We start from the raw sequence: 18,133 nt of genomic DNA on the forward strand, positions 1-18,133 counted from the left end.
ACCGAGACGCTTGAGAAGCTGCCTACCTGCCCTAACAGCCAGATCGATACCCTGCTGCCGTTCACGAACTCTACCCAGCCTTAAAGCCAATTGCCAGATGGGGCCGCTGGACGCTTACGTTATTAGAGCTCACCTTAAAGCATCAATCGAAATTTTCTACAACGAACATCATTGTTTACGCTGAAATTCATGATAGACCAATCAACCGAGCAACGAGATATACTACGCCGCAATGAAAATCGATATTCATGTTATTTTCATAGGAAATGAAATTTTTATCATGATGTGGCCGAACGCAGACATGCGTTACCGGCCCGCTGCAAATTTTCTTTATCGCTGAAAGCTAAAATTCATTGGCTTCCACGCACCTACGAACTCGTACGAGGAAAAATACCGTTCGACCGGTGCCCACGACGGCACCTTTGTGAATTGATAAAAAGTGTGTGCATCAGATCTCTTCCAGGATTCTGCCGACTCACCAAACTGTGCGACCAACAAAACAGCGCAGGCAGACACCGCATCAAGCGCATGACGCAAATTGGCTCGATCAAAGGCTTGTTCCCGATTGTGCTTTGCAGCGTTGTATGCGTCGTACCATGCGAGCGATTGAGTAGGTTTCTCTAGTAGCCAATCGCGAAAAGGATTTGATTGAGGTATCCAAGGATAGCTTGGAAATGCCACGGAATACTCATCGAGTTTCATTGTCCCTTTCAACGCAAAATAATCCTTGGTACTGAAATTTTTCCCTTCCATCCCATTCGCCGTGAGCACACCCCTCCACTGCGCCTCAACTTCTGTACAAGCAAGTATCAGGAGATTACGTATATCATGACCGTATACTCCGAAATTTTCTGGATTCGGATGTACAGTCTGAAAGATGCGCTCTAAATCCCGAGTCAGTACCGCTAGCTGCCCTGTCGCGACAGCGGTTGTGGCGGCATACATTTGATCCAACGGCGTAGGATCAATTTCTCTAAATCCATGTGGATCAATTGGTCGCGCCATCCGAGGATAGTAGTGACCAGGTGGAATGACCAATTGTTGAAAAGGCGATTCGCCATTAGGCTCAAACCATGCGGTCTCCCTACGAATTGTCTCCCAAATGGTGTTGATTTGCACGGAATATTGACCCACTTCCCCCCATAATTTGCATGCCAAACTGACCCACGGATAGAACACAATCCTGCTCATGATGATGAGTAGGGGTTTTGGAGTGATCGACGTGGCATTACTAGGAATTATTCGGCGCTGGCACATTCGTGACCAGGTCCCATTGAGAGAGATCGCCAGACGCTTGGGCATCTCTAGAAACACCGTCCGGCGCTATCTGCGCGCGGAAATCACAGAGCCGACTTACCCGGAACGGCAATCTCCGAGCGCCATCGACAAGTACGCCTTCCAACTTTCGGCGATGCTCAAGACCGAGGCGGCCAAGTCACGCAAGCAGCGCCGCACCTTGAAACAGGTTCACATGGACCTGAAGGAACTGGGTTTCGAAGGGTCTTACGACCGGGTTGCGGCGTTCGCCAGGGTATGGCGGGCGGGTCAAACTGACAGGGTCAATTCGGCAAGCAAACGAACACTACGGCACCACATCCGACGGCTTGGCCCATATGGTCCCGCGCCAGCACAAACAGCAGGCCCTGCTCGGCGACCGATGCCAGGTCCAGCGCATGGTGGCTTTCGGGTGGATAGAGCGCGCTTTGGTAGGCATCGAGCTCGGCGATCAGGGCGATGGCATCGGCTTGCTTGGCTGATTCAAAGGAAATACGCACGGTGTACCCTCAGGTAGTAAGAAAGCCGGTATTGACAACCACGACGTAGCGCGCCGGCAGCTCGCTGGTGTTCTGAAAAACAATGCGTTGGTTCTCTTGCATCGCTAAACAATCGCCCGCTTGCAATCGGTGGTGCTTGCCGTCAAAAATGAATTCCATGCAGCCTTCCAGAATCCACACTTGCTGATGGATGCCGACGTCGCGCGGTCCCGCTTCATAGGTCACCGTGGCGCCCGCCGGGAAATCGATCTGGACTATCTGCAGGGGTGAACGGAAATGTGGCGGCGAAATATTGCGCCGCGTGTATCCGGACTCCGGATCGGTCCATTGCAATTGATCGGCCTGCCGCGCCACCGGGCTGGCGTTAGGCCGCGGCGCCTCGAACAGGGACGCCAGCGTGACGCCCAGGCCGAATGCCAGTTTGTCCAGCACCACGGCGGTGGGACTGGTTTCGCCGCGTTCGATCAGTGAAATCATCGAACGGCTGACATCGCTCTTTTTTGCCAGCGCATCCAGCGACAGGCCGCGCTCGGTTCGCAAGGCGCTAATCCGTTCCGCGATCCGACGGTTGATGTCTGGCTGCCGATTGGTGGCTGGATTCTCTTTCATGTTGGAAGTATTATCCAGCATATTGGACTTGTCAAGCGATGTCGGCCAGCACTTGACGGCCGCGTCCCTGCCCGCCTCCATGCCGCCTGCTCCCGCACGCCGATGAATTAATCCCCGTTTTAGGCTGATAGGTAGTATGGTGACGCCACCAGCTGCCAGCGCTGCGGCACTTCGTCGCGAGCTTTGCCGCAGCAGGGCCGTCAGCGGCACACCTTGGGCTCAGCAATGCACAGCGACACCGACCTGCCCCAGGCCCCCTCCCCGGAACAGCCCGTCAACGATTTGCACCGGCACGACATCGATGAACTGCGGGCCGTCATCGTCGAACTGTTGCAGCAGGTGGAATTTTTGCAGCGCAATCAAACCCGCCAGGAATCGCAGCTGTCGCAGTCGCGCGAGGCCAAGCAGAACCTGGTCCTGGCCGCGTTCGGCGCCCAGGACTTGCAGTCGAGCACCGAGGCCGCCATCGTGCGCCAGACCGAGTTCCTGTCGATGCTGGCCCATGAGTTGCGCGACCCCTTGCAGCCGATCGCGCTGGCCAACGAGCTGTTGGGCAAGCTGGCCGTCGGCGGCCCCGAGGTGCTGCGCTACCAGCGCATCATCGGCCGCCAGGTCGCCCATCTGGCGCGGCTGGTGGACGATTTGTTCGATGCCTCGCGCGTGAGCGGCGGCGCGATCAGCATACAAAAGCCGCCGCTGACGCTGGCGGCCATCATCGAGGCCGGCATCAAGACCAGCCGCCCGTTCGTCGACGCGCGCTGCCAGCGCTTCGAGCTCGACTTGCCGGCGCAGCCGGTGCCGCTGTCGGGCGATCCGGTCCGGCTGGCCCAGGTGTTTTCCAATCTGTTCATCAACGCCTCCAAGTTCTCGCCCGAAAATGAAAGCATCGCCATCAGCGCCGTCGTGCTGACCGGCGCCGTGTGCGTGGCCGTGCGCGACCATGGCATCGGTGTCGAGGCCGACCAGCAGCCGCTGATTTTCGATTTGTTCACCCAGGGCCGGCGCTCGGCCGACCGCGCCCAGGGCGGCCTCGGCATCGGCCTGTCGCTGGCGCGCTCCATCGTCGAAATGCACGGCGGCACGATCTCGGTGGCCAGCGCGGGCATCGGTCTCGGCAGCGAATTCACGGTGCGCTTGCCGCTGGCCTCAACGGCGGCGGCGCCGCCGCCCACAGTGGCCACGGCGTCGCCGCCGACGGCCATCGCACGGCGCGGCCGCCGGCTGCGCATCTTGCTCGTGGAAGACAATATGGACGCCAATGAAACGCTGTGCCAGTTGTTGGAGCGGGCCCACCACGTCGTCACCCAGCGCTTCGACGGCGTGACCGCGCTCGCCAGCGCAGCGGTCCAGCCTTACGACGTGGTCATCTGCGACATCGGCTTGCCGGGCATGGACGGCTACACCCTGGTCGAGAAAATCCGCAGCGCAGCGCAGTGGGACATGCCCAGGTTTATCGCCACGTCCGGTTACAGCGAGGCTTATGACCAGCAGCGCGCCACGCGTATCGGCTTCGACCATTATTTCGTCAAGCCGCTGGCCATCGACGAGTTGCTGGCGCTGATAGATCGGCTGGAACCGGCCGCCGCTCGGCACACGCATCACAGGCCATAGCATGCGCGCCAGGTGACCGGAGCGCGCGGCCGCCGCATTCATGTCGCCCGACAATGTTGCCAGTTCGACCCCGTGCCCCGGTGACACGATGCGGCTGTGGTATGCTGCGCCACGGTCGTCGTTCACCGTCTCCGATCCCCGCCTAGTTGACGACTGGAACCAAGGACTGTTTTCCCATGCGTCTCAACGACCCCAACCAAAATCACTTGCTGGCCGCCCTGCTGGAGACCGAATTCAACCGCCTGTCGCCCCACCTCGAACCCATCATGATGCGCCTCGGCGACGTGCTGTACGAATCGGGCGGCCAGTTGCAGTATGTTTATTTCCCGACGTCAGCCATCGTTTCGCTGCACTATGTGCTGGAGAACGGTAGTTCGTCGGAGATGGCCGGCGTCGGCAATGAGGGCGTGTTGGGCGTTTCGCTGTTCATGGGCGGCAACACCACGCCCAGCCGCGCCGTGGTGCAGACCGGCGGCCACGGCTACCGGCTCAAGTCGCACATCCTGATGGAAGAGTTCAACCGGGCCGGTTCGGTGATGCGCTTGCTGCTGCGCTACACGCAGGCGCTGCTGACGCAGATGGCGCAAACGGCCGTATGCAACCGCCACCACACCGTCGAACAGCAGCTGTGCCGCTGGCTGCTGCTGACGCTGGACCGCCTGCCCACCAGCGAACTGACGATGACGCAGGAATTGATCGCCAACATGCTCGGCGTGCGCCGCGAAGGCGTCACCGTCGCCGCCGGCCGCTTGCAGGATTACGGCTACATCAGCTGCCGGCGCGGCCACATCACCGTGCTCGACCGCAAAGGCCTGGAGGCGGACGTTTGCGAATGCTATGGCGTGGTCAAGAAGGAATTTGCTCGGCTATTGTCGGACGTCAAACAAAGACCAGGAAAATCATGAGAACCGTGCCCCTTTCCGAGCGATCGCTGCTCAAAACCGATGCCTTGCAACAGGCCATCTTCAACAGCGCCAACTTTTCCAGCATCGCCACCGATGCCCAGGGTGTGATCCAGCTGTTCAACGTCGGCGCCGAGCGCATGCTCGGCTACAGCGCCGCCGAGGTGGTCAACAAGATCACGCCGGCCGGCATCTGGGACGCCGAGGAAGTGGTGGCGCGGGCGGCCGCGCTGAGCCTGGAACTGGGCACGACCATCCGTCCCGGTTTCGAGGCGCTGGTGTTCAAGGCCTCGCGCGGCATCGAAGACATCTACGAGCTCACTTATATCCGCAAGGACGGCAGCCGCTTCCCGGCCATCGTCTCGGTCAGTCCGCTGCGCGACGCCGACGACAAGGTCATCGGCTACTTGTTGATGGGCACCGACAACACCGCCCGCAAGCGGGTGGAAAACGAACAGGCCGCGCTCGACGCCCGCCTGCGCGAGCAGCAGCACGCCCTGCAGGAAAGCAATGTGGCGCTGGAGGCGGCGCGCGCGGCGGCCGAAAAGGCCAACCGGGCCAAGTCGGAATTCCTGTCGAGCATGAGCCACGAGTTGCGCACGCCGCTCAACGCCGTGCTCGGCTTCGCGCAGCTGCTGGCGTCGGAAAAGCCGGCGCCCAGCCCGGCGCAGCAGCGCTCGCTGGACCAGATCCTCAAGGGCGGCTGGTATCTGCTGCAACTGATTAATGAAATCCTCGACCTGGCGATGATCGAATCGGGCCGCATCACCATGTCGCAAGAGGCCATGGGCCTGGCCGACGTGCTGGCCGACTGCCGCGCCATGATAGGCCCGCAGGCGCAGAAGCGCGGCATCCAGATGCATTTTGCCGGCCTGGAACGGCCGCTCTTCGTCCACGCCGACCGCACCCGCGTCAAGCAGGTGCTCATCAACCTGCTGTCGAACGCCATCAAGTACAACCGCAGCGGCGGCAGCGTCACCGTCAGCTACGGCCCGGGCCCCGGCGCCGCCGGCATGGTGCGCATCAGCGTGACCGACACCGGCGCCGGACTGGACCCGGCCCAGCTCGAACAACTGTTCCAGCCCTTCAACCGCCTCGGCCAGGAAGACGGCGCCGAGGAAGGCACCGGCATCGGCCTGGTCGTCACCCGCCAGCTCGTCGAGTTGATGGGCGGCGCCATCGGCGTCGAAAGCGAAGTCGGCGTCGGCACCACGTTCTGGGTCGAACTTGAGGAGAGCACCGAACCGGTGCTGGCGCTGCCGGCCTTCGATCCGCCCCACCCTATCGACGGCGCCGCCGTCGTCGTGCACCGCACCCTGTTGTATGTGGAAGACAATCCGGCCAATCTGAGCCTGGTCGAACAGCTGATCGCGCGCCGTCCCGAGCTCAAGCTGCTGACCGCCATCGACGGCTACGCCGGCATCCAGCTGGCGCGCACCTACCAGCCCGACGTGATCTTGATGGACATCAACCTGCCCGGCTTGAGCGGCTTCGGCTGCCTGAAGATCTTGCAGGACGATCCGACGACGGCGGCCATACCGGTGCTGGCGCTGTCGGCCAACGCCATGCCGCGCGACGTACAAAAAGGCCAGGAAGCGGGCTTTTTCCGCTACCTCACCAAACCCATCAACGTGGTCGAGTTCATGACCGCGCTCGATCTCGCGCTCGACTTCGCCGCCGTGCGCGGCGGCACGCCCCTCAGCTCACAGGATAGCGCATCATGATACAACCCTCCGAATTGCTCAACGCCTCCATCCTCATCGTCGACGACCAGGAAGCCAATGTCATGCTGCTCGAGCAGATGCTGGCCAACGCCGGCTACCGCAACGTCAGCAGCACGATGGACCCGTTCGCCGTCTGCGGCCTGCACCGCGACCACCGCTACGATCTGATCCTGCTCGACCTGCAAATGCCGGGCATGGATGGCTTCGCCGTGCTGGAAGCGCTCAAGGAGATCGAACTCGACGGCTACGTGCCGGTGCTCGTCATCACGGCCCAGCCCAACCACAAGCTGCGCGCGCTCAAGGCCAGCGCCAAGGACTTCATCGGCAAGCCCTTCGAACTGATCGAAGTCGAGACGCGCATCCGCAACATGCTGGAAGTGCGGCTGTTGTACCGCCAGCTGGACCGCTACAACCAGCAGCTGGAACAGACCGTGCTGGAACGCACGGCGCAGCTGCGGGCCAGCGAGGCGCGCTTCCAGCGCTTCGCCGAGCTGTCGAGCGACTGGTATTGGGAACAGGACGCGGACGGCAAGCTGACGCACTGGTCCGGTCCGGTGACCGACATGGTGGGCATAGGCGGCGACGATCAGGGCGGCGACAACGGCGGCTGGGACGCGGCCGAGCGCGCCCAGCTGGCCGACAACATCGCCGAGCGCAAGCCCTTCCTCGATTACGTCTACAGCCGCACCGGCGCCAACGGCAAGGTGCAGCAATTGCAGGTCAGCGGCGAACCGATGTTCGACGAGGCCAGCCGCTTCGCCGGCTACCGCGGCATCGGCCGCGACGTCACCGCGATGGCGGCGCTGTTCGCCGGTCCGCGGCCGGCGACGGAAAAATAAGGCCAGGCTGGTCGCGCCGGGAACACCGCGGCGGAATCGCGGCGTGCGCCGGGTCGGCTAGCCTTGCTGTCCCAGCGCGGCCGCGTCGGCGGCGCGCCGTTCCTGGCGCCGCCGCCAGGCCAGCCGCAGGCCCCGCAGCGCCGGGCGTTCGACCAGCAGCGTCAGGCTCAACGCCAGCAGCATGGAGCACAGCAGCGCGGCCAGGATCGCGCCATCCGGGCCGACGCCGGCCGCCTCCAGCCGCCGTATCAGGGCCCAGCCGATGTTTTCATGAACCAGGTACAGCGTGTACGACATGGTCCCCAGGCCGACCAGCAGCGGCTGGCCCAGCCAGGCCAGGCGGCCGCTGGCGGCGCCGTACAGCAGCAGCGACAGGCCGGCCAGCAGCAGCGCCAGCGGCCAGCCCTCGGCCACCGCCAGCAGCGCCGCCGCCAGCGCGATCAGCGCCATGTCGGCGCGCGGCGTGGCGCTGCCGCGCGCCAGCCGGTACACCATGATGCCGGCCGCGAACCACGGTATGTATTGCAGGATCAGCAGATGGTAGGCCAGCCACGGCAAATCCACATGGCCCCACCGGGCCGCGCCGAAATAGACCAGCCGCAGCGCGAACAGCGCCAGCAACAGCAGCGGCACCCGGGCCAGCAGGCCGAGCCGGAACAGCAGCAGCGCCCCGGCGTAGAACAGCAACTCCACTTCCAGCGTCCAGTAGACGCCGTCGACCGCCGCCACATGCATCAAGCCCTGCAACATCGTCAGGTTCAGCAGCGCGGTCAGCGGCCCCACTTCCTTGCCCGGCAAGCCCAGCACGGCGACCACGGCCCAGGTCAGCGCCACCGCGCCCCAGTAGGCCGGGTACAGGCGGCTGAAACGCGAGACGATGAAGTCCATGGGCCGCACCGTCTTCTCCAGCGTCATGAAGATGACGAAGCCGCTGATCATGAAGAACAGGTTGACGCCCAGATAGCCCCACGGCAGCGTGGCCGACGGCGGCGCGCTGTGGCCGAACAGCTCGCCGTACCGCGTGGTGTAATGGAACAGCACCACCATCATGGCGGCTAGGCCGCGCAGGCTGTCGAGCGCCGTCAGGCGCCCCGCCGCGCTCATGGCGCCGCCCGCCGGTGGCGCGCCAGCCGCACGATTTCATCGTACACCGGATGGCCCAGCTGGCGCGTGGCGGCCAGCCAGGCGGCGGCGCCGGCCAGCGTCACCACGATCAGGGTCGGCAGCGCGGGCACGCCGGCGCGCCGGCAGGCGTACAGGGTCAGCGCCTGGCCGGCCACCGACAGCAGCGCGGCGGCCACGCTGGCCAGGCTGGGCCGGAACAGCTCGGCGACGCTGGCGTCGAGCACCTGCCTGAGCTGCGACATATACATCAACATCATCACGCCGTAGCTGAGGGTCCACACCGCCGCCACCGCTTCGAGCCCGAAGAAGGAGGCGCAGAACACGCCGACCAGGTGCACCGGGCTGTAGCGCAGCGAAATGTGCAGGCGCCGCTTGATGTGGCCGGTCGCCGCCAGCAGGTTGGGCGCCAGACCGACCAGGTAAAACGGGATCAGTCCGATCGCCAGGATGCGCGCCACCGGCGCCGCCGCCATCCAGCGCGGGCCGAACAGCACGGCGATGATGTCGCCCGCCATCAGCGCGATGAAGCCGCAAAACGGAAAGGCGACGCTGGTGAAGATGGCCGTGCTGCGCGCGAACGCGGCCTTCAAGGCGACGCCGGCCCGGTGCTCGCTGGCGAACACCGGGCTGGCGACGCGCTGCACCGCCGCCGTCACATTGCTGTTGAACAGTTCGATCAAGCCGTAGGCGCGGCTGAACAGGCCGACGGCGACGAAGCCGGTCTGCTTGGCGATCAGGAATTCGTGGGCGTTGCGGGTGAAGGTTTCGATCACGCGCGAGGCGACGAACATGCCGCCGTAGCGCAGCACCTGGCGGGCGTCGCGCCAGCCCGGCAGCAGCAGCGAGGCGCGCGGCCGTACCAGCGTCGTCAGCACGGTCTGCACGGCGATGCCGGCCACCGGCGCCCATGCCAGGCTCATGTAGCCGTAATCGTTCCAGGCCATGGCGACGGCGGTGCCTGCCTGGACGGCGTTGCTGACGATTTGCACGAAGAAGATTTTGCGGAAGGCCATTTCACGCGTGAGCAGCGCGAACGCCGGCGAGGCGAACGGCAACAAAAAGAAGTTCAGGCTCAGCACGCCCAACACCCGGGCCACGCCGGGCTCGGCGTAGAACTGCGCCACCGTGCCCCGTCCCAGCAAGATCAGCGCGGCGATGGTCCAGGCGATCAAAATCGCCACGCCGAAGGCGGCGCGCATCTTGTCGTCGGTCAGTTCACGCTCCTGGATCAGGTATTCGCTGACGCCGAAGTCGCGCAAGATGCCGGCCACCATCGTCAGCGAGGCGCACAGCGAAAACACGCCGACCTGCGCCGGCGTCAGCAGCCGCGCCAGTATCATGGTGCTGGCGAGATTGATCAGCAGGCCGGCGTAGCGTTCGGTGAACGACCACAGCAAGGCGGTGCGCACCGAGCCGGTCATCACGGCCGCGCTCAAGGGCGCCGTCCGCCGACGGCCGCCGCGAAGGTCGACACCATCTTGCCGACCATGGCGGCGGACGGCGGATTGGCGCGGAAAAAGGTGGCCAGCACCGACCAGTTGACGGGCTTGCGCCGGCGCAGCCGGTGCACCATGTCTTGCAGCATGCCGGCCTGCAGCTCGGCCAGGCGGCTGCGCAGGGCTTGCTTGGTGGCGGGCGCCGTCGCGTATTCGCGCAGCACGCGGCGGCGGAAGCGCGCCTCGTCGAGCAGGCGCAGCGCCAGGCCGTCCGTGCCCCAGCCGCTGCCGTACCACATATTGATGCCGCGTCCGCAGCGCACTTCCGGCACCGTCGAAAACGCGAAGCGGGCGCCGTGGACGATCAAGTCCATCCAGTACAGATAGTCGCCGCCGCCGTGGCGGTGGCCCTGCGGGAAGCGGGCCCGGCCCAGCCGCGCCACGGCTATCACCAGCGAGGGCATGAAGACGATGTTGGCGGTGGCGATCTGGTGCACCATGTCGCCGTCGTAGGCGCGCAGCGTGGCGTCGCCGTCCAGCATGGTGTGCTGTTGCGGGTCGACCCGCCTGGCCTTGCTGTATTCGTCGATGTCGTCGCCGAGGTGGTAGAGGTTGGCGAAATAGGCGGACGGGCCCGGCGCCGATGCCGATGGCCCTGTCAAGATCCGCACGGCGCGGCCCAGGTGGTCGCCCATCCACTCATCGTCGGAATCGAGGTAGGCCACCAGCGCCGTGCCCGGCTCCAGGCTGTCGAGGCCGCGATTGCGCGCCTCGTTGGGGCCGGCGTTCGGCTGGGTGATGACGCGCACCCGCAGGCCGGCCGGCGGCGGCAGCGCGCGCAGCTCGTCGGCGGCCGGCAGCGGCGAGCCGTCGTCGATGACCAGCACGTACAGCGATCCGGCCGGATACTGCTGGGCCGCGATGGAAGCGAGCGCGCGCGCCAGGATGCCATGCTCGCGCTGGAAAAACGGGATGATGACCGCGATCACGGGGACCGGGGCCGGGTCGGGCAACTTGCTCATGATCTCAAACGCTCCCACCATGGACACTTCCGCCCTGCCGCGGCACGCGCAAGACCGCGCAGCCTTTTTCGCAATAGCGGCTGCCCTGCTCCAGCTGCGGGAATTCCAGCTTCCAGCGCGCCAGGATGGCCGTTTCCTCGGCCCGCGCGGCGTCGTCGAGGAAGACGGCGCCGCTTGCGCTGAGCTGTCCGAACAGCGCCGGTCCGGCCGGATAGCGGGCCAGCGAGCCGGTGTTCATCGGCGGGCCGTCGATGACCAGCAAGTCGATGGGCAGGCCGGCCGGCAGCACCCCGTGCTGGTACCAGCTCCAGCGCGCGCCGTCCAGTTCGAGCGGGCGCAGCGGCGCGTCCAGCACCTCGGCGTAGTCGCTCAAGCCCATGCGGACCAGATTCTCGCGCGTCTGGCGGGCGTAGGCCGGATCGTGTTCCAGGCTGTAGACCTTGCCGCCGCCGTTGAGCTGCATGCAGCGCGCCAACACCAGCGTCGACGTGCCGCTGCTGCATTCGACGACGGTGCGCGGCTTTTCATCTAGCGCGTGGCGCACTATTTCGAGCAGGAAGTCGGGCGAGGCGGCCCAGCCGCGCAGCGCCGGCAGGCTTTTTTTCAAGTCCAGCTCCAGTTCCAGGCCGCGCAGCGCTTCGATCTGCCGGTACAGCCCGGCGTTTTCCTGCACGATGTTGTTGCCCAGGTCATACATCATCAGATGCACGCGCCGCACCTTGTGGGCCAGGTAGAGGGCCACGCCCAGTAACATCAGCAGCAAAAACAGTATCGCCGTCATCATCATTATCATTCAATTCTCCAGGGGGAAGCGGGCTGCAAAACGGGGCTGCTCAGTATCCGGGGCCGCGCCGGCTCAGGCCATCGCGGCCGCCACGGTCAGGTTGCGGGCCAGGCGCAGCAGGAAGCGCAGCCGGCCCCGGTCCCACGGCGTGAAGCGCGGCAGCTGGTGCCAGTCCTGGCGGCCGCGGCTGCCGCCCCAGGCGGTCGAGACGGCGCCCTCGAAGCCGATCTGGCGCGCCATCTCGACGTGCTCGGCCAGGTAGTCGGTGCCCGGCTTGCCGTTCGGGTAGGCGAACAGCGGCACCGGCATGCCCAACAGCTGTTCCAGCGCCCGGCGGCCGTCGGCCATTTCGGCGCGCGCCTGCGCCGGCGTCAAACTGGCCAGGATGGGATGGCTGACCGTGTGCGCGCCTATGCCCATGCCGGCGTCGCGCAGGCGCAGCAGCTGGGCGGTGGTCAGCATCAGGTCGTCCGGCAGCGCGGCGCCGGACAGTTCGGCCAGCGCCCGCACCAGCGCCGCGCGCTCGTCCGGCGGGCGGTACTTGAGCTGGCCGAGCAGCGCCGGTATCGCCAGGCGGCGCCGTTCCAGCGTGTCCAGCCGGTGGCGGCCCAGGCCCAGCGCCGTGGCGTCGAGCTCGTCGCCGGCGGCGCCACGCACCGCTTCGATCACGCTGTCGTTCCACATCCGCCCGCCGTTCAGGAAACCGCTGGCGATGAAGAAGGTGGCGTTGACGCCGTGCCGCTGCAACACCGGCAGCGCCACCTCGGCGTTGTCGGCGTAGCCGTCGTCGAAGGTGATGCAGGCCGCGCGCGGCGGCAGCCGGCCGGCGCGCGCCAGGCGCACGGCGTCGATCAGCGGCAAGACGTCGAAGCCGGACTTGAGCATCGCGATGTGGGCGTCGAACTCCTCGCGCACCAGCTCGTCCGGAAACAGCGGGTCGGGCTGGGCCCGCACGCGGTGGTAGATCAGGATGGACAGGCCGCCGCCGCCGCCGCCGCCCGGCGCGACCAGCTTGAGCAAGCCGCGCGCCAGCGGGCCGCCGGGCTGCCGCATGGCTTGCCGGGCGCCGGTTTGCCGCTGGGCGGGCTGCTGCATATCGGTGCGGCGCATGTCAGGCTGGCTCATGGGAACCCGCCGTGTGATCCTCGGGCACGGTCACCAGCCCGGCGCCGGCTTTGCGCCGCTCGCGTTCGGTGCGCCGCACCAGGTGCTGCAAGGCCATCATCGCCACCATCAGATAATAAGGCACGTCGAAATAGGCCAAGCTGAGGAAGGCGCCGCCGACGGCGAAGCCGAGCAGGCTGACCTGTATCATGCGCGCCATGTTGACGGCCCAGGCCAGCTCCGGGTCGCGCTGCGCGTGGCGCACCGTCCACGCGCCGGAGCGCCACGTCATCATCCCCATCAGCAGGTACAGCCCCAGGCCGACCCAGCCGTGCTCGCCCAGCACCTGGAAGTAGATGCTGTGGGCCGCGTGCACGTCGTCCGGTATCGGCGCGTAGCGGGCGAACACTTCGCTGTCGTAAATGGCGAAGCCGCCGCCCATGGGCCGGTCGTTGGCCAGGTTGTAGGCCATGGCCCAGGCGTTGAGCCGGCCCTGCGCCGACTCGTCGGTCTGGTAGGTGTTGATGGTGTCGACCCGCGCATACCATTGCTCCGGCATCAGCAACATGGCCACCGGCACCAGGCACACGATCAGCATGCCCATCACGCCCTTGTTATGGCTCTTGAGCCACAGGAACAGCAGCATCGCCACCATGGCCACCACGGCGCCGCGCGAATACGAGGCCATCGACGCCAGCGCGCACAGCGCCAGGCACGCCAGCATGGCGCGCTTGCCCCAGCGCTGCTGGATGCGGCTGCTCAGGTAATACATCAGCGGGATGATGACGATCAGGGCCAGCGCCATTTCGTTGTTGCCGTCGATGAAGGTGCCGGACGGCCCCCACACACGGTACTGGCCGCCGCTGCGCAGCGTGAAGATGCCGCCCTTGACGCCGTAATAACCGATGGAGATGACGATGGTCCAGATCATCCATTCGATGTGGCGCCGGCTGCGCACCAGCATGGCCACCACCACCGTCATGCCCATGATCTTGAGCACCTTGAACAGCTGCGGGCCGACCTGGTCGGGGTGGATGGCGAACAGCGAGGCGAAGCACATCCACGCCACGAAGGCGAAGAACACCGCCATCAGCGGCGACCGCGGCACCGGATAGCGGCGCTTGCTGAACACGATGGCCAGCACGATGGTGATGGCGATCAGGTAGCCGAAGGGGAAGTCGCGGGCGAAGCCCCAGCCCTGGGTGTGCGGACTCATGACGCTGATCCAGATCCACATCATGGCGCCCAGCCACGGCTGCTTGAAGACGAAGGGCAGCGAGCCGAACACGACCAGCGTAATCAACACATCCCTCATGCCGGCACGCTCCCCGCGTCGACCTTGCTGACCACGTAGCGGTATTTGCCGGAGCGCTCGGCGGCGATTTCATCGACGCGTTCGATGTCGACCGTCACGCCGGCGCCCAGCCGGGCCCGGAAGCTCTGCTCGATGCGGGCCCGCAGCGCGTCCTCCAGCGGCGCGGCCAGCACCAGTTGCACCCGCGTCAACGCCAGGCTTTCCTGGACGATCTTGAAGGCTTGCACCTGCGGCAGGTCGCGCAAAATATAAACCAGGGCCAGGCCGTGCATCACCGTGCCGTCCTGGGCCACGAGGAAGTCGGTGCTGCGGCCCTGGATTTCCTTGAGCAGCGGCAGGCCGCGGCCGCAGGCGCAGGGCGCCGGGTCGAGCACGCCGATGTCGCCGGTGCGGTAGCGGATGAAGGGGAAGTCGCCGCTGGCCAGGTGGGTGATGACGATTTCACCGGACGCGCCCGCCGGCAGCGGCTGGCCGGCGGCGTCGATGATTTCGACGATGATGTCCTCGGCCGTCAGGTGCATGCCGCCGGCCGGGCACTGGTGGGCGATGAAGCCGGCGTCGCGCCCGCCGTAGCCGTTGGCCACCGGGCAGCCGAAGGTGTTGCCGATCTGGCTGCGCTGCTCGTCGTACAGCCGTTCGGAGGTGACGAAGGCGACCCGGATGCCGAGGTCGTTCATGCGCTGGCCGGCGGCGGCGGCGTGGCGCGCGATGTGCGACAGCGCCGACGGATAGCCGAACAACATGCGCGGGCGGCGCGCGCGGATGGCGGCGACGAAGCCGTCCAGCCTGGCGGCCGACATCTCGAAGGCCGGCAGCAGCGTGGTGCGCAGCACGCGGTCGCGCAGCGCGCGCACCCGGTCCTGCGCGCCGAGTTCGATGGGCGAACCCCAGACCACGATCTCGGGGTCGCCGATGTCGACCCCCCACCAGCGCGTGGCGCGCCACTTGGCCGCCACGTCGTGGCTGACGCGCTCGCGGCCGATGTGGAAGATCAGCGGTTCGCCGCTGGAGCCGCCCGTGTTGAAGCGGGCCAGGCCGACCGCGTCGGCCGCCTTCAGGGCCTCGCCGTTGGCGCGGATGGTGGCCTTGTCGGTCAGCGGCAGGCGCGCCAGGTCGGCCAGGCTGTGCAGGTCGCGCGCGGGGTCGAAACCGAGCTCGGCGAACAGGGCGCGGTAGTAGGGCACCTGGCTGTGGGCGCGCAGCAGCAAGCGCCGCAGGCGTTGCAGTTGCAGTTCGCGCAGGCGGGCCGGCGACCAGTGCTGGCTCGCCTCCATGGCGCGCCGCACGGCCACGCTGCGGTGGCGCTTGAGCCGCTCGTGCAAGGGAAACAGCAGGCCGGCGACGACCGCCGTGTAGGGGGAGGGATAGGAAGGTGCCATCGGCGCGGTCTCGTTATGTCGTTATGCCGTCATGGAGCGGCGGCCGGCGCCAGCGCCGCCGCGTACACGCGCAGCAAACGGGGCCGCACTTGCGCCCACGTGTACTGCTGCATCTGTTTCAGTCCGGCCGCGCGCAGGCTGGCCTTCAGCTCCGGCTGCTCGGTCAGGCGCAGCACGGCGGCCGCCATCTGCGGCGGCGATTGCGGCGGCACCAGCAGCGCCGTGCGGCCGTCCTCGACCAGATAGGGCACGCCGCCGACGTCGGTGCTGACCACGGCCACCCCGCTGGCCAGCGCTTCGAGCACGGAATTGGGCATGTTGTCGACCAGGCTGCAATTGAGCATGCAGTCGGCCTGGCGGTACAACTGCGCCATGCCGGCGTTGTCGACCTGGCCGGTGAAGGTGACGCCGTCGCTCACGCCCAACTGCGCGGCCAGCGCCACCAGCTCGTCGCGCAACTGGCCGCTGCCGGCGATGGTCAGCGTCGCCGCCGGGTAGCGCGCGCGCACGATGGCGTAGGCGCGCAGCGCGGTGGCGTTGTCGTAGATCGCTTCCAGATAGCGCGCCACCAGCAGGTGCGGGCCGCCGTCGCGCGGCGTCCCGGCGGCGGCCGCGCTGAAGCGCTCGAGGTCGATGATATTGGGCACGGTCTGCACCGCGAAGCCGTGCTTGCCGAACACGGCCAGCAAAAAGCCCGACGGCACGATGACGGCGTCGGCGCGGCGCAGGCTGACGCCGACGGCCGCGCGCGAGCGTTGCAAAAAGGCGTCGGCCTCCCCTCCCCGGTAATTGACGACGACGGCGATGCCGCGCAGGCGCGCGATCCAGATCGCCGGCGCCGCGTACAAATGCCAGGACCAGCCGGAATTGGCCATCACGTGGAACAGTTGGACGCGGCCGGCGGTCCGCCACAGCGCGGCCAAATAGGGCAGCAATCGGGCGATGGCGCGCACGCCGCGCACGCGGCCGGCCCAGCGCGGCCGGTACGGTCCGTTGACGGCCACGGTTTCCACGTCCAGCCCTTCGGCGCGCAGCAGCGCGGCCAGTTGCAGGGTCTGGTTCGCCATGCCGCCGGCCGGCGGCGGCAAGGGGCCGACCAGGCCGATGCGCATGGCGACCACGGCGCCGGCGCCGCCGATATCACCGGCCGTGTCGACGGTAGCACCCGTGTCGATGGTGTCGATGGTGTCGGCCGTGCCGCTGGTGCCCATGCCGCTCATGGCCGCATCACTCCCGCGTAAACGGGCCGGTAGCGCGCCACGCTGGCGGCCCAGCTGCGTTCGGCCTCGACGAAGGCGCGGCCGCGCGCGCGCAAGCCCGGCCACAGTTCGGGCGCGTCCAGCAGGGCCAACACCTTGCGCGCCAGCGCGGCCGGATCGCCGGCGGCGAACAGCATGCCGGTGCTGCCGTCGACGATCAGCTCGCGGTGACCGCCGACGTCGGACGCCACCAGCAGCCGGCCCTGCGCCATCGCTTCGAGCGGCTTGAGTGGCGTGACCAGGTCGGTCAGCCGCATCTTCAGGCGCGGATAGCACAGCACGTCGATCAATTGATAATAGGCGGGCACGTCGCCATGCGGCACCCGGCCGCTGAAGACCACCATGTCGGCCACGCCCAGCGCGCCGGCCTGCTGCTTGAGCGCCGCTTCCTGCGGGCCGCCGCCGACCAGCAGCACGCACAGGTCGGGACGGGCGGCACGCAAGGCCGGCAGCGCGGCCAGCAGCACGTTCAAGCCTTCGTAGGCGTAGAAGGAACCGATGAAGCCGATCACCGTCTTGCCGGCCACGCCCAGCCGTTCGGCCAGCGCCGCGTCGGCCTCGCCGCCGACGGCGAAGTCGCCGATGTCGACGGCGTTCGGAATCACGCTGATCTTGGCCGAGGCGATGCCGCGCCCGACCAGCTCGGCCCGCAAGCCTTCGCAGATGGTGGTGGCGGCGTCGACCCGTTTCAGGGCCCACGTTTCCATCGCCCGCGTCAGGCGGTAGCGCAAGCCCCAGGCCTTGCTGGTGCCGTGGTCGACGGCGGCGTCTTCCCAGAAGGCGCGGATTTCATAGACCACCGGAATGCCCAGCTTGCGTCCGACCCGCAGCGCCGCCACCGCGTTCAGCGCCGGCGAATGGGCGTGCAAAATGTCGGGCCGTACTTCGTGCGCCACTTGTTGCAAGCGCCGCGCCAGACGGTCGATGACTAGCCACTGGCCCAGCACCGGCAAGCGCGCCATCCACCCGTGGGCCGGCGCCGTGCGGTGGAACGAGAGGCCGTCGACCAGTTCCTTGGGCAGGGCCGAGGCGCCCTGCTTGGGACTGGTCAGGTGGTGGGTCTCCCAGCCCAGCAGGCGCTGCGCCAGCAGGATAGAGCGGGTGCGGAAGGTGTAGCCGCTGTGCAGCGGCACCGAATGGTCGAGCACGTGCAAGATGCGCGGCGCGCGGGCGAATCCGGCGATGGATGGCGCCGCACCGGTGGTCGCGGCAACGTCGGCGGGAATGACGGTGGCGTCCATGCTCAAGC

At 66.6% G+C, this 18,133-nt stretch carries 16 protein-coding genes and 1 pseudogene; 5 read left to right on the top strand and 12 right to left on the bottom strand.

All coding sequences use genetic code 11. The annotated features are described in order from the left end of the window. Positions 1 to 330: 330 nt before the first annotated feature. The gene (locus Q0S71_RS03440) at positions 331 to 1,119 is read right to left on the bottom strand and encodes a hypothetical protein (RefSeq protein WP_295991348.1); all 789 of its coding nucleotides are present in this window, start codon (positions 1,117 to 1,119) and stop codon (positions 331 to 333) included. A gap of 94 nt (positions 1,120 to 1,213) precedes the next feature. On the opposite strand from Q0S71_RS03440, the pseudogene Q0S71_RS03445 reads away from it, so the two are divergent. Continuing rightward, a pseudogene (locus Q0S71_RS03445) lies at positions 1,214 to 1,543 on the top strand (helix-turn-helix domain-containing protein); the annotation flags it as partial. A gap of 16 nt (positions 1,544 to 1,559) precedes the next feature. Here the strand turns inward: Q0S71_RS03445 and Q0S71_RS03450 are convergent. Further along, a complete protein-coding gene (locus Q0S71_RS03450; RefSeq protein ID WP_295991764.1) occupies positions 1,560 to 1,775 on the bottom strand; it encodes a hypothetical protein in 216 nt (71 codons plus the stop codon). Between the two features lie 9 nt (positions 1,776 to 1,784). After that, complete coding sequence (locus Q0S71_RS03455) at positions 1,785 to 2,405, bottom strand: XRE family transcriptional regulator (protein WP_295991352.1); 621 nt, start codon at positions 2,403 to 2,405, stop codon at positions 1,785 to 1,787. A gap of 204 nt (positions 2,406 to 2,609) precedes the next feature. Between Q0S71_RS03455 and Q0S71_RS03460 the strand changes: the two genes are divergently transcribed. From Q0S71_RS03460 to Q0S71_RS03475, 4 genes are all read left to right on the top strand, one after another. After that, positions 2,610 to 3,995 carry a hybrid sensor histidine kinase/response regulator gene (locus Q0S71_RS03460; protein ID WP_295991355.1) on the top strand — a complete coding sequence of 462 codons (1,386 nt, stop codon included), beginning with the start codon at positions 2,610 to 2,612 and terminating at the stop codon, positions 3,993 to 3,995. A gap of 176 nt (positions 3,996 to 4,171) precedes the next feature. Continuing rightward, a complete protein-coding gene (locus Q0S71_RS03465; RefSeq protein ID WP_295991358.1) occupies positions 4,172 to 4,900 on the top strand; it encodes a Crp/Fnr family transcriptional regulator in 729 nt (242 codons plus the stop codon). Next, the gene (locus Q0S71_RS03470; protein WP_295991367.1) at positions 4,897 to 6,621 is read left to right on the top strand and encodes an ATP-binding protein; all 1,725 of its coding nucleotides are present in this window, start codon (positions 4,897 to 4,899) and stop codon (positions 6,619 to 6,621) included. The genes Q0S71_RS03465 and Q0S71_RS03470 overlap by 4 nt, the downstream gene beginning before the upstream one ends. Continuing rightward, entirely contained in the window at positions 6,618 to 7,460 is an 843-nt protein-coding gene (locus Q0S71_RS03475) for a response regulator (protein ID WP_295991370.1), read from the top strand. The genes Q0S71_RS03470 and Q0S71_RS03475 overlap by 4 nt, the downstream gene beginning before the upstream one ends. Before the next feature lie 57 nt (positions 7,461 to 7,517). On the opposite strand, the gene Q0S71_RS03480 is transcribed toward Q0S71_RS03475, so the two are convergent. The 9 genes from Q0S71_RS03480 to Q0S71_RS03520 form a co-directional block, all read right to left on the bottom strand. After that, complete coding sequence (locus tag Q0S71_RS03480) at positions 7,518 to 8,564, bottom strand: acyltransferase (RefSeq protein WP_295991373.1); 1,047 nt, start codon at positions 8,562 to 8,564, stop codon at positions 7,518 to 7,520. Continuing rightward, positions 8,561 to 10,021 carry a lipopolysaccharide biosynthesis protein gene (locus Q0S71_RS03485; RefSeq protein ID WP_295991377.1) on the bottom strand — a complete coding sequence of 487 codons (1,461 nt, stop codon included), beginning with the start codon at positions 10,019 to 10,021 and terminating at the stop codon, positions 8,561 to 8,563. Before Q0S71_RS03485 ends, Q0S71_RS03480 begins: the two co-directional genes overlap by 4 nt. Further along, on the bottom strand, positions 10,018 to 11,043 hold the full coding sequence (locus tag Q0S71_RS03490; protein WP_295991380.1) for a glycosyltransferase family 2 protein: 1,026 nt from the start codon (positions 11,041 to 11,043) through the stop codon (positions 10,018 to 10,020). Before Q0S71_RS03490 ends, Q0S71_RS03485 begins: the two co-directional genes overlap by 4 nt. Before the next feature lie 4 nt (positions 11,044 to 11,047). Next, positions 11,048 to 11,836: a class I SAM-dependent methyltransferase gene (locus Q0S71_RS03495; RefSeq protein WP_295991383.1), complete on the bottom strand. Its 789-nt coding sequence runs from the start codon at positions 11,834 to 11,836 to the stop codon at positions 11,048 to 11,050. 63 nt (positions 11,837 to 11,899) lie between these two features. Next, on the bottom strand, positions 11,900 to 12,952 hold the full coding sequence (locus Q0S71_RS03500; protein WP_295991387.1) for a polysaccharide deacetylase family protein: 1,053 nt from the start codon (positions 12,950 to 12,952) through the stop codon (positions 11,900 to 11,902). Next, positions 12,939 to 14,234 (bottom strand): putative O-glycosylation ligase, exosortase A system-associated, encoded by a 1,296-nt coding sequence (locus Q0S71_RS03505; protein ID WP_295991389.1) that lies wholly within the window; start codon positions 14,232 to 14,234, stop codon positions 12,939 to 12,941. Before Q0S71_RS03505 ends, Q0S71_RS03500 begins: the two co-directional genes overlap by 14 nt. 8 nt (positions 14,235 to 14,242) lie before the next feature. Beyond that, positions 14,243 to 15,625, bottom strand: a complete 1,383-nt coding sequence (locus tag Q0S71_RS03510; RefSeq protein ID WP_295991392.1) for a phenylacetate--CoA ligase family protein — start codon at positions 15,623 to 15,625, stop codon at positions 14,243 to 14,245. A gap of 29 nt (positions 15,626 to 15,654) precedes the next feature. Then, positions 15,655 to 16,845 (bottom strand): glycosyltransferase family 4 protein, encoded by a 1,191-nt coding sequence (locus Q0S71_RS03515; RefSeq protein WP_295991395.1) that lies wholly within the window; start codon positions 16,843 to 16,845, stop codon positions 15,655 to 15,657. Then, positions 16,842 to 18,125: a TIGR04063 family PEP-CTERM/XrtA system glycosyltransferase gene (locus tag Q0S71_RS03520; protein ID WP_295991397.1), complete on the bottom strand. Its 1,284-nt coding sequence runs from the start codon at positions 18,123 to 18,125 to the stop codon at positions 16,842 to 16,844. The genes Q0S71_RS03515 and Q0S71_RS03520 overlap by 4 nt, the downstream gene beginning before the upstream one ends. Positions 18,126 to 18,133: the final 8 nt, after the last annotated feature.

The sequence above is a fragment of the Rugamonas sp. genome (genome assembly GCF_025354735.1).
Lineage (GTDB): Bacteria > Pseudomonadota > Gammaproteobacteria > Burkholderiales > Burkholderiaceae_D > Rugamonas.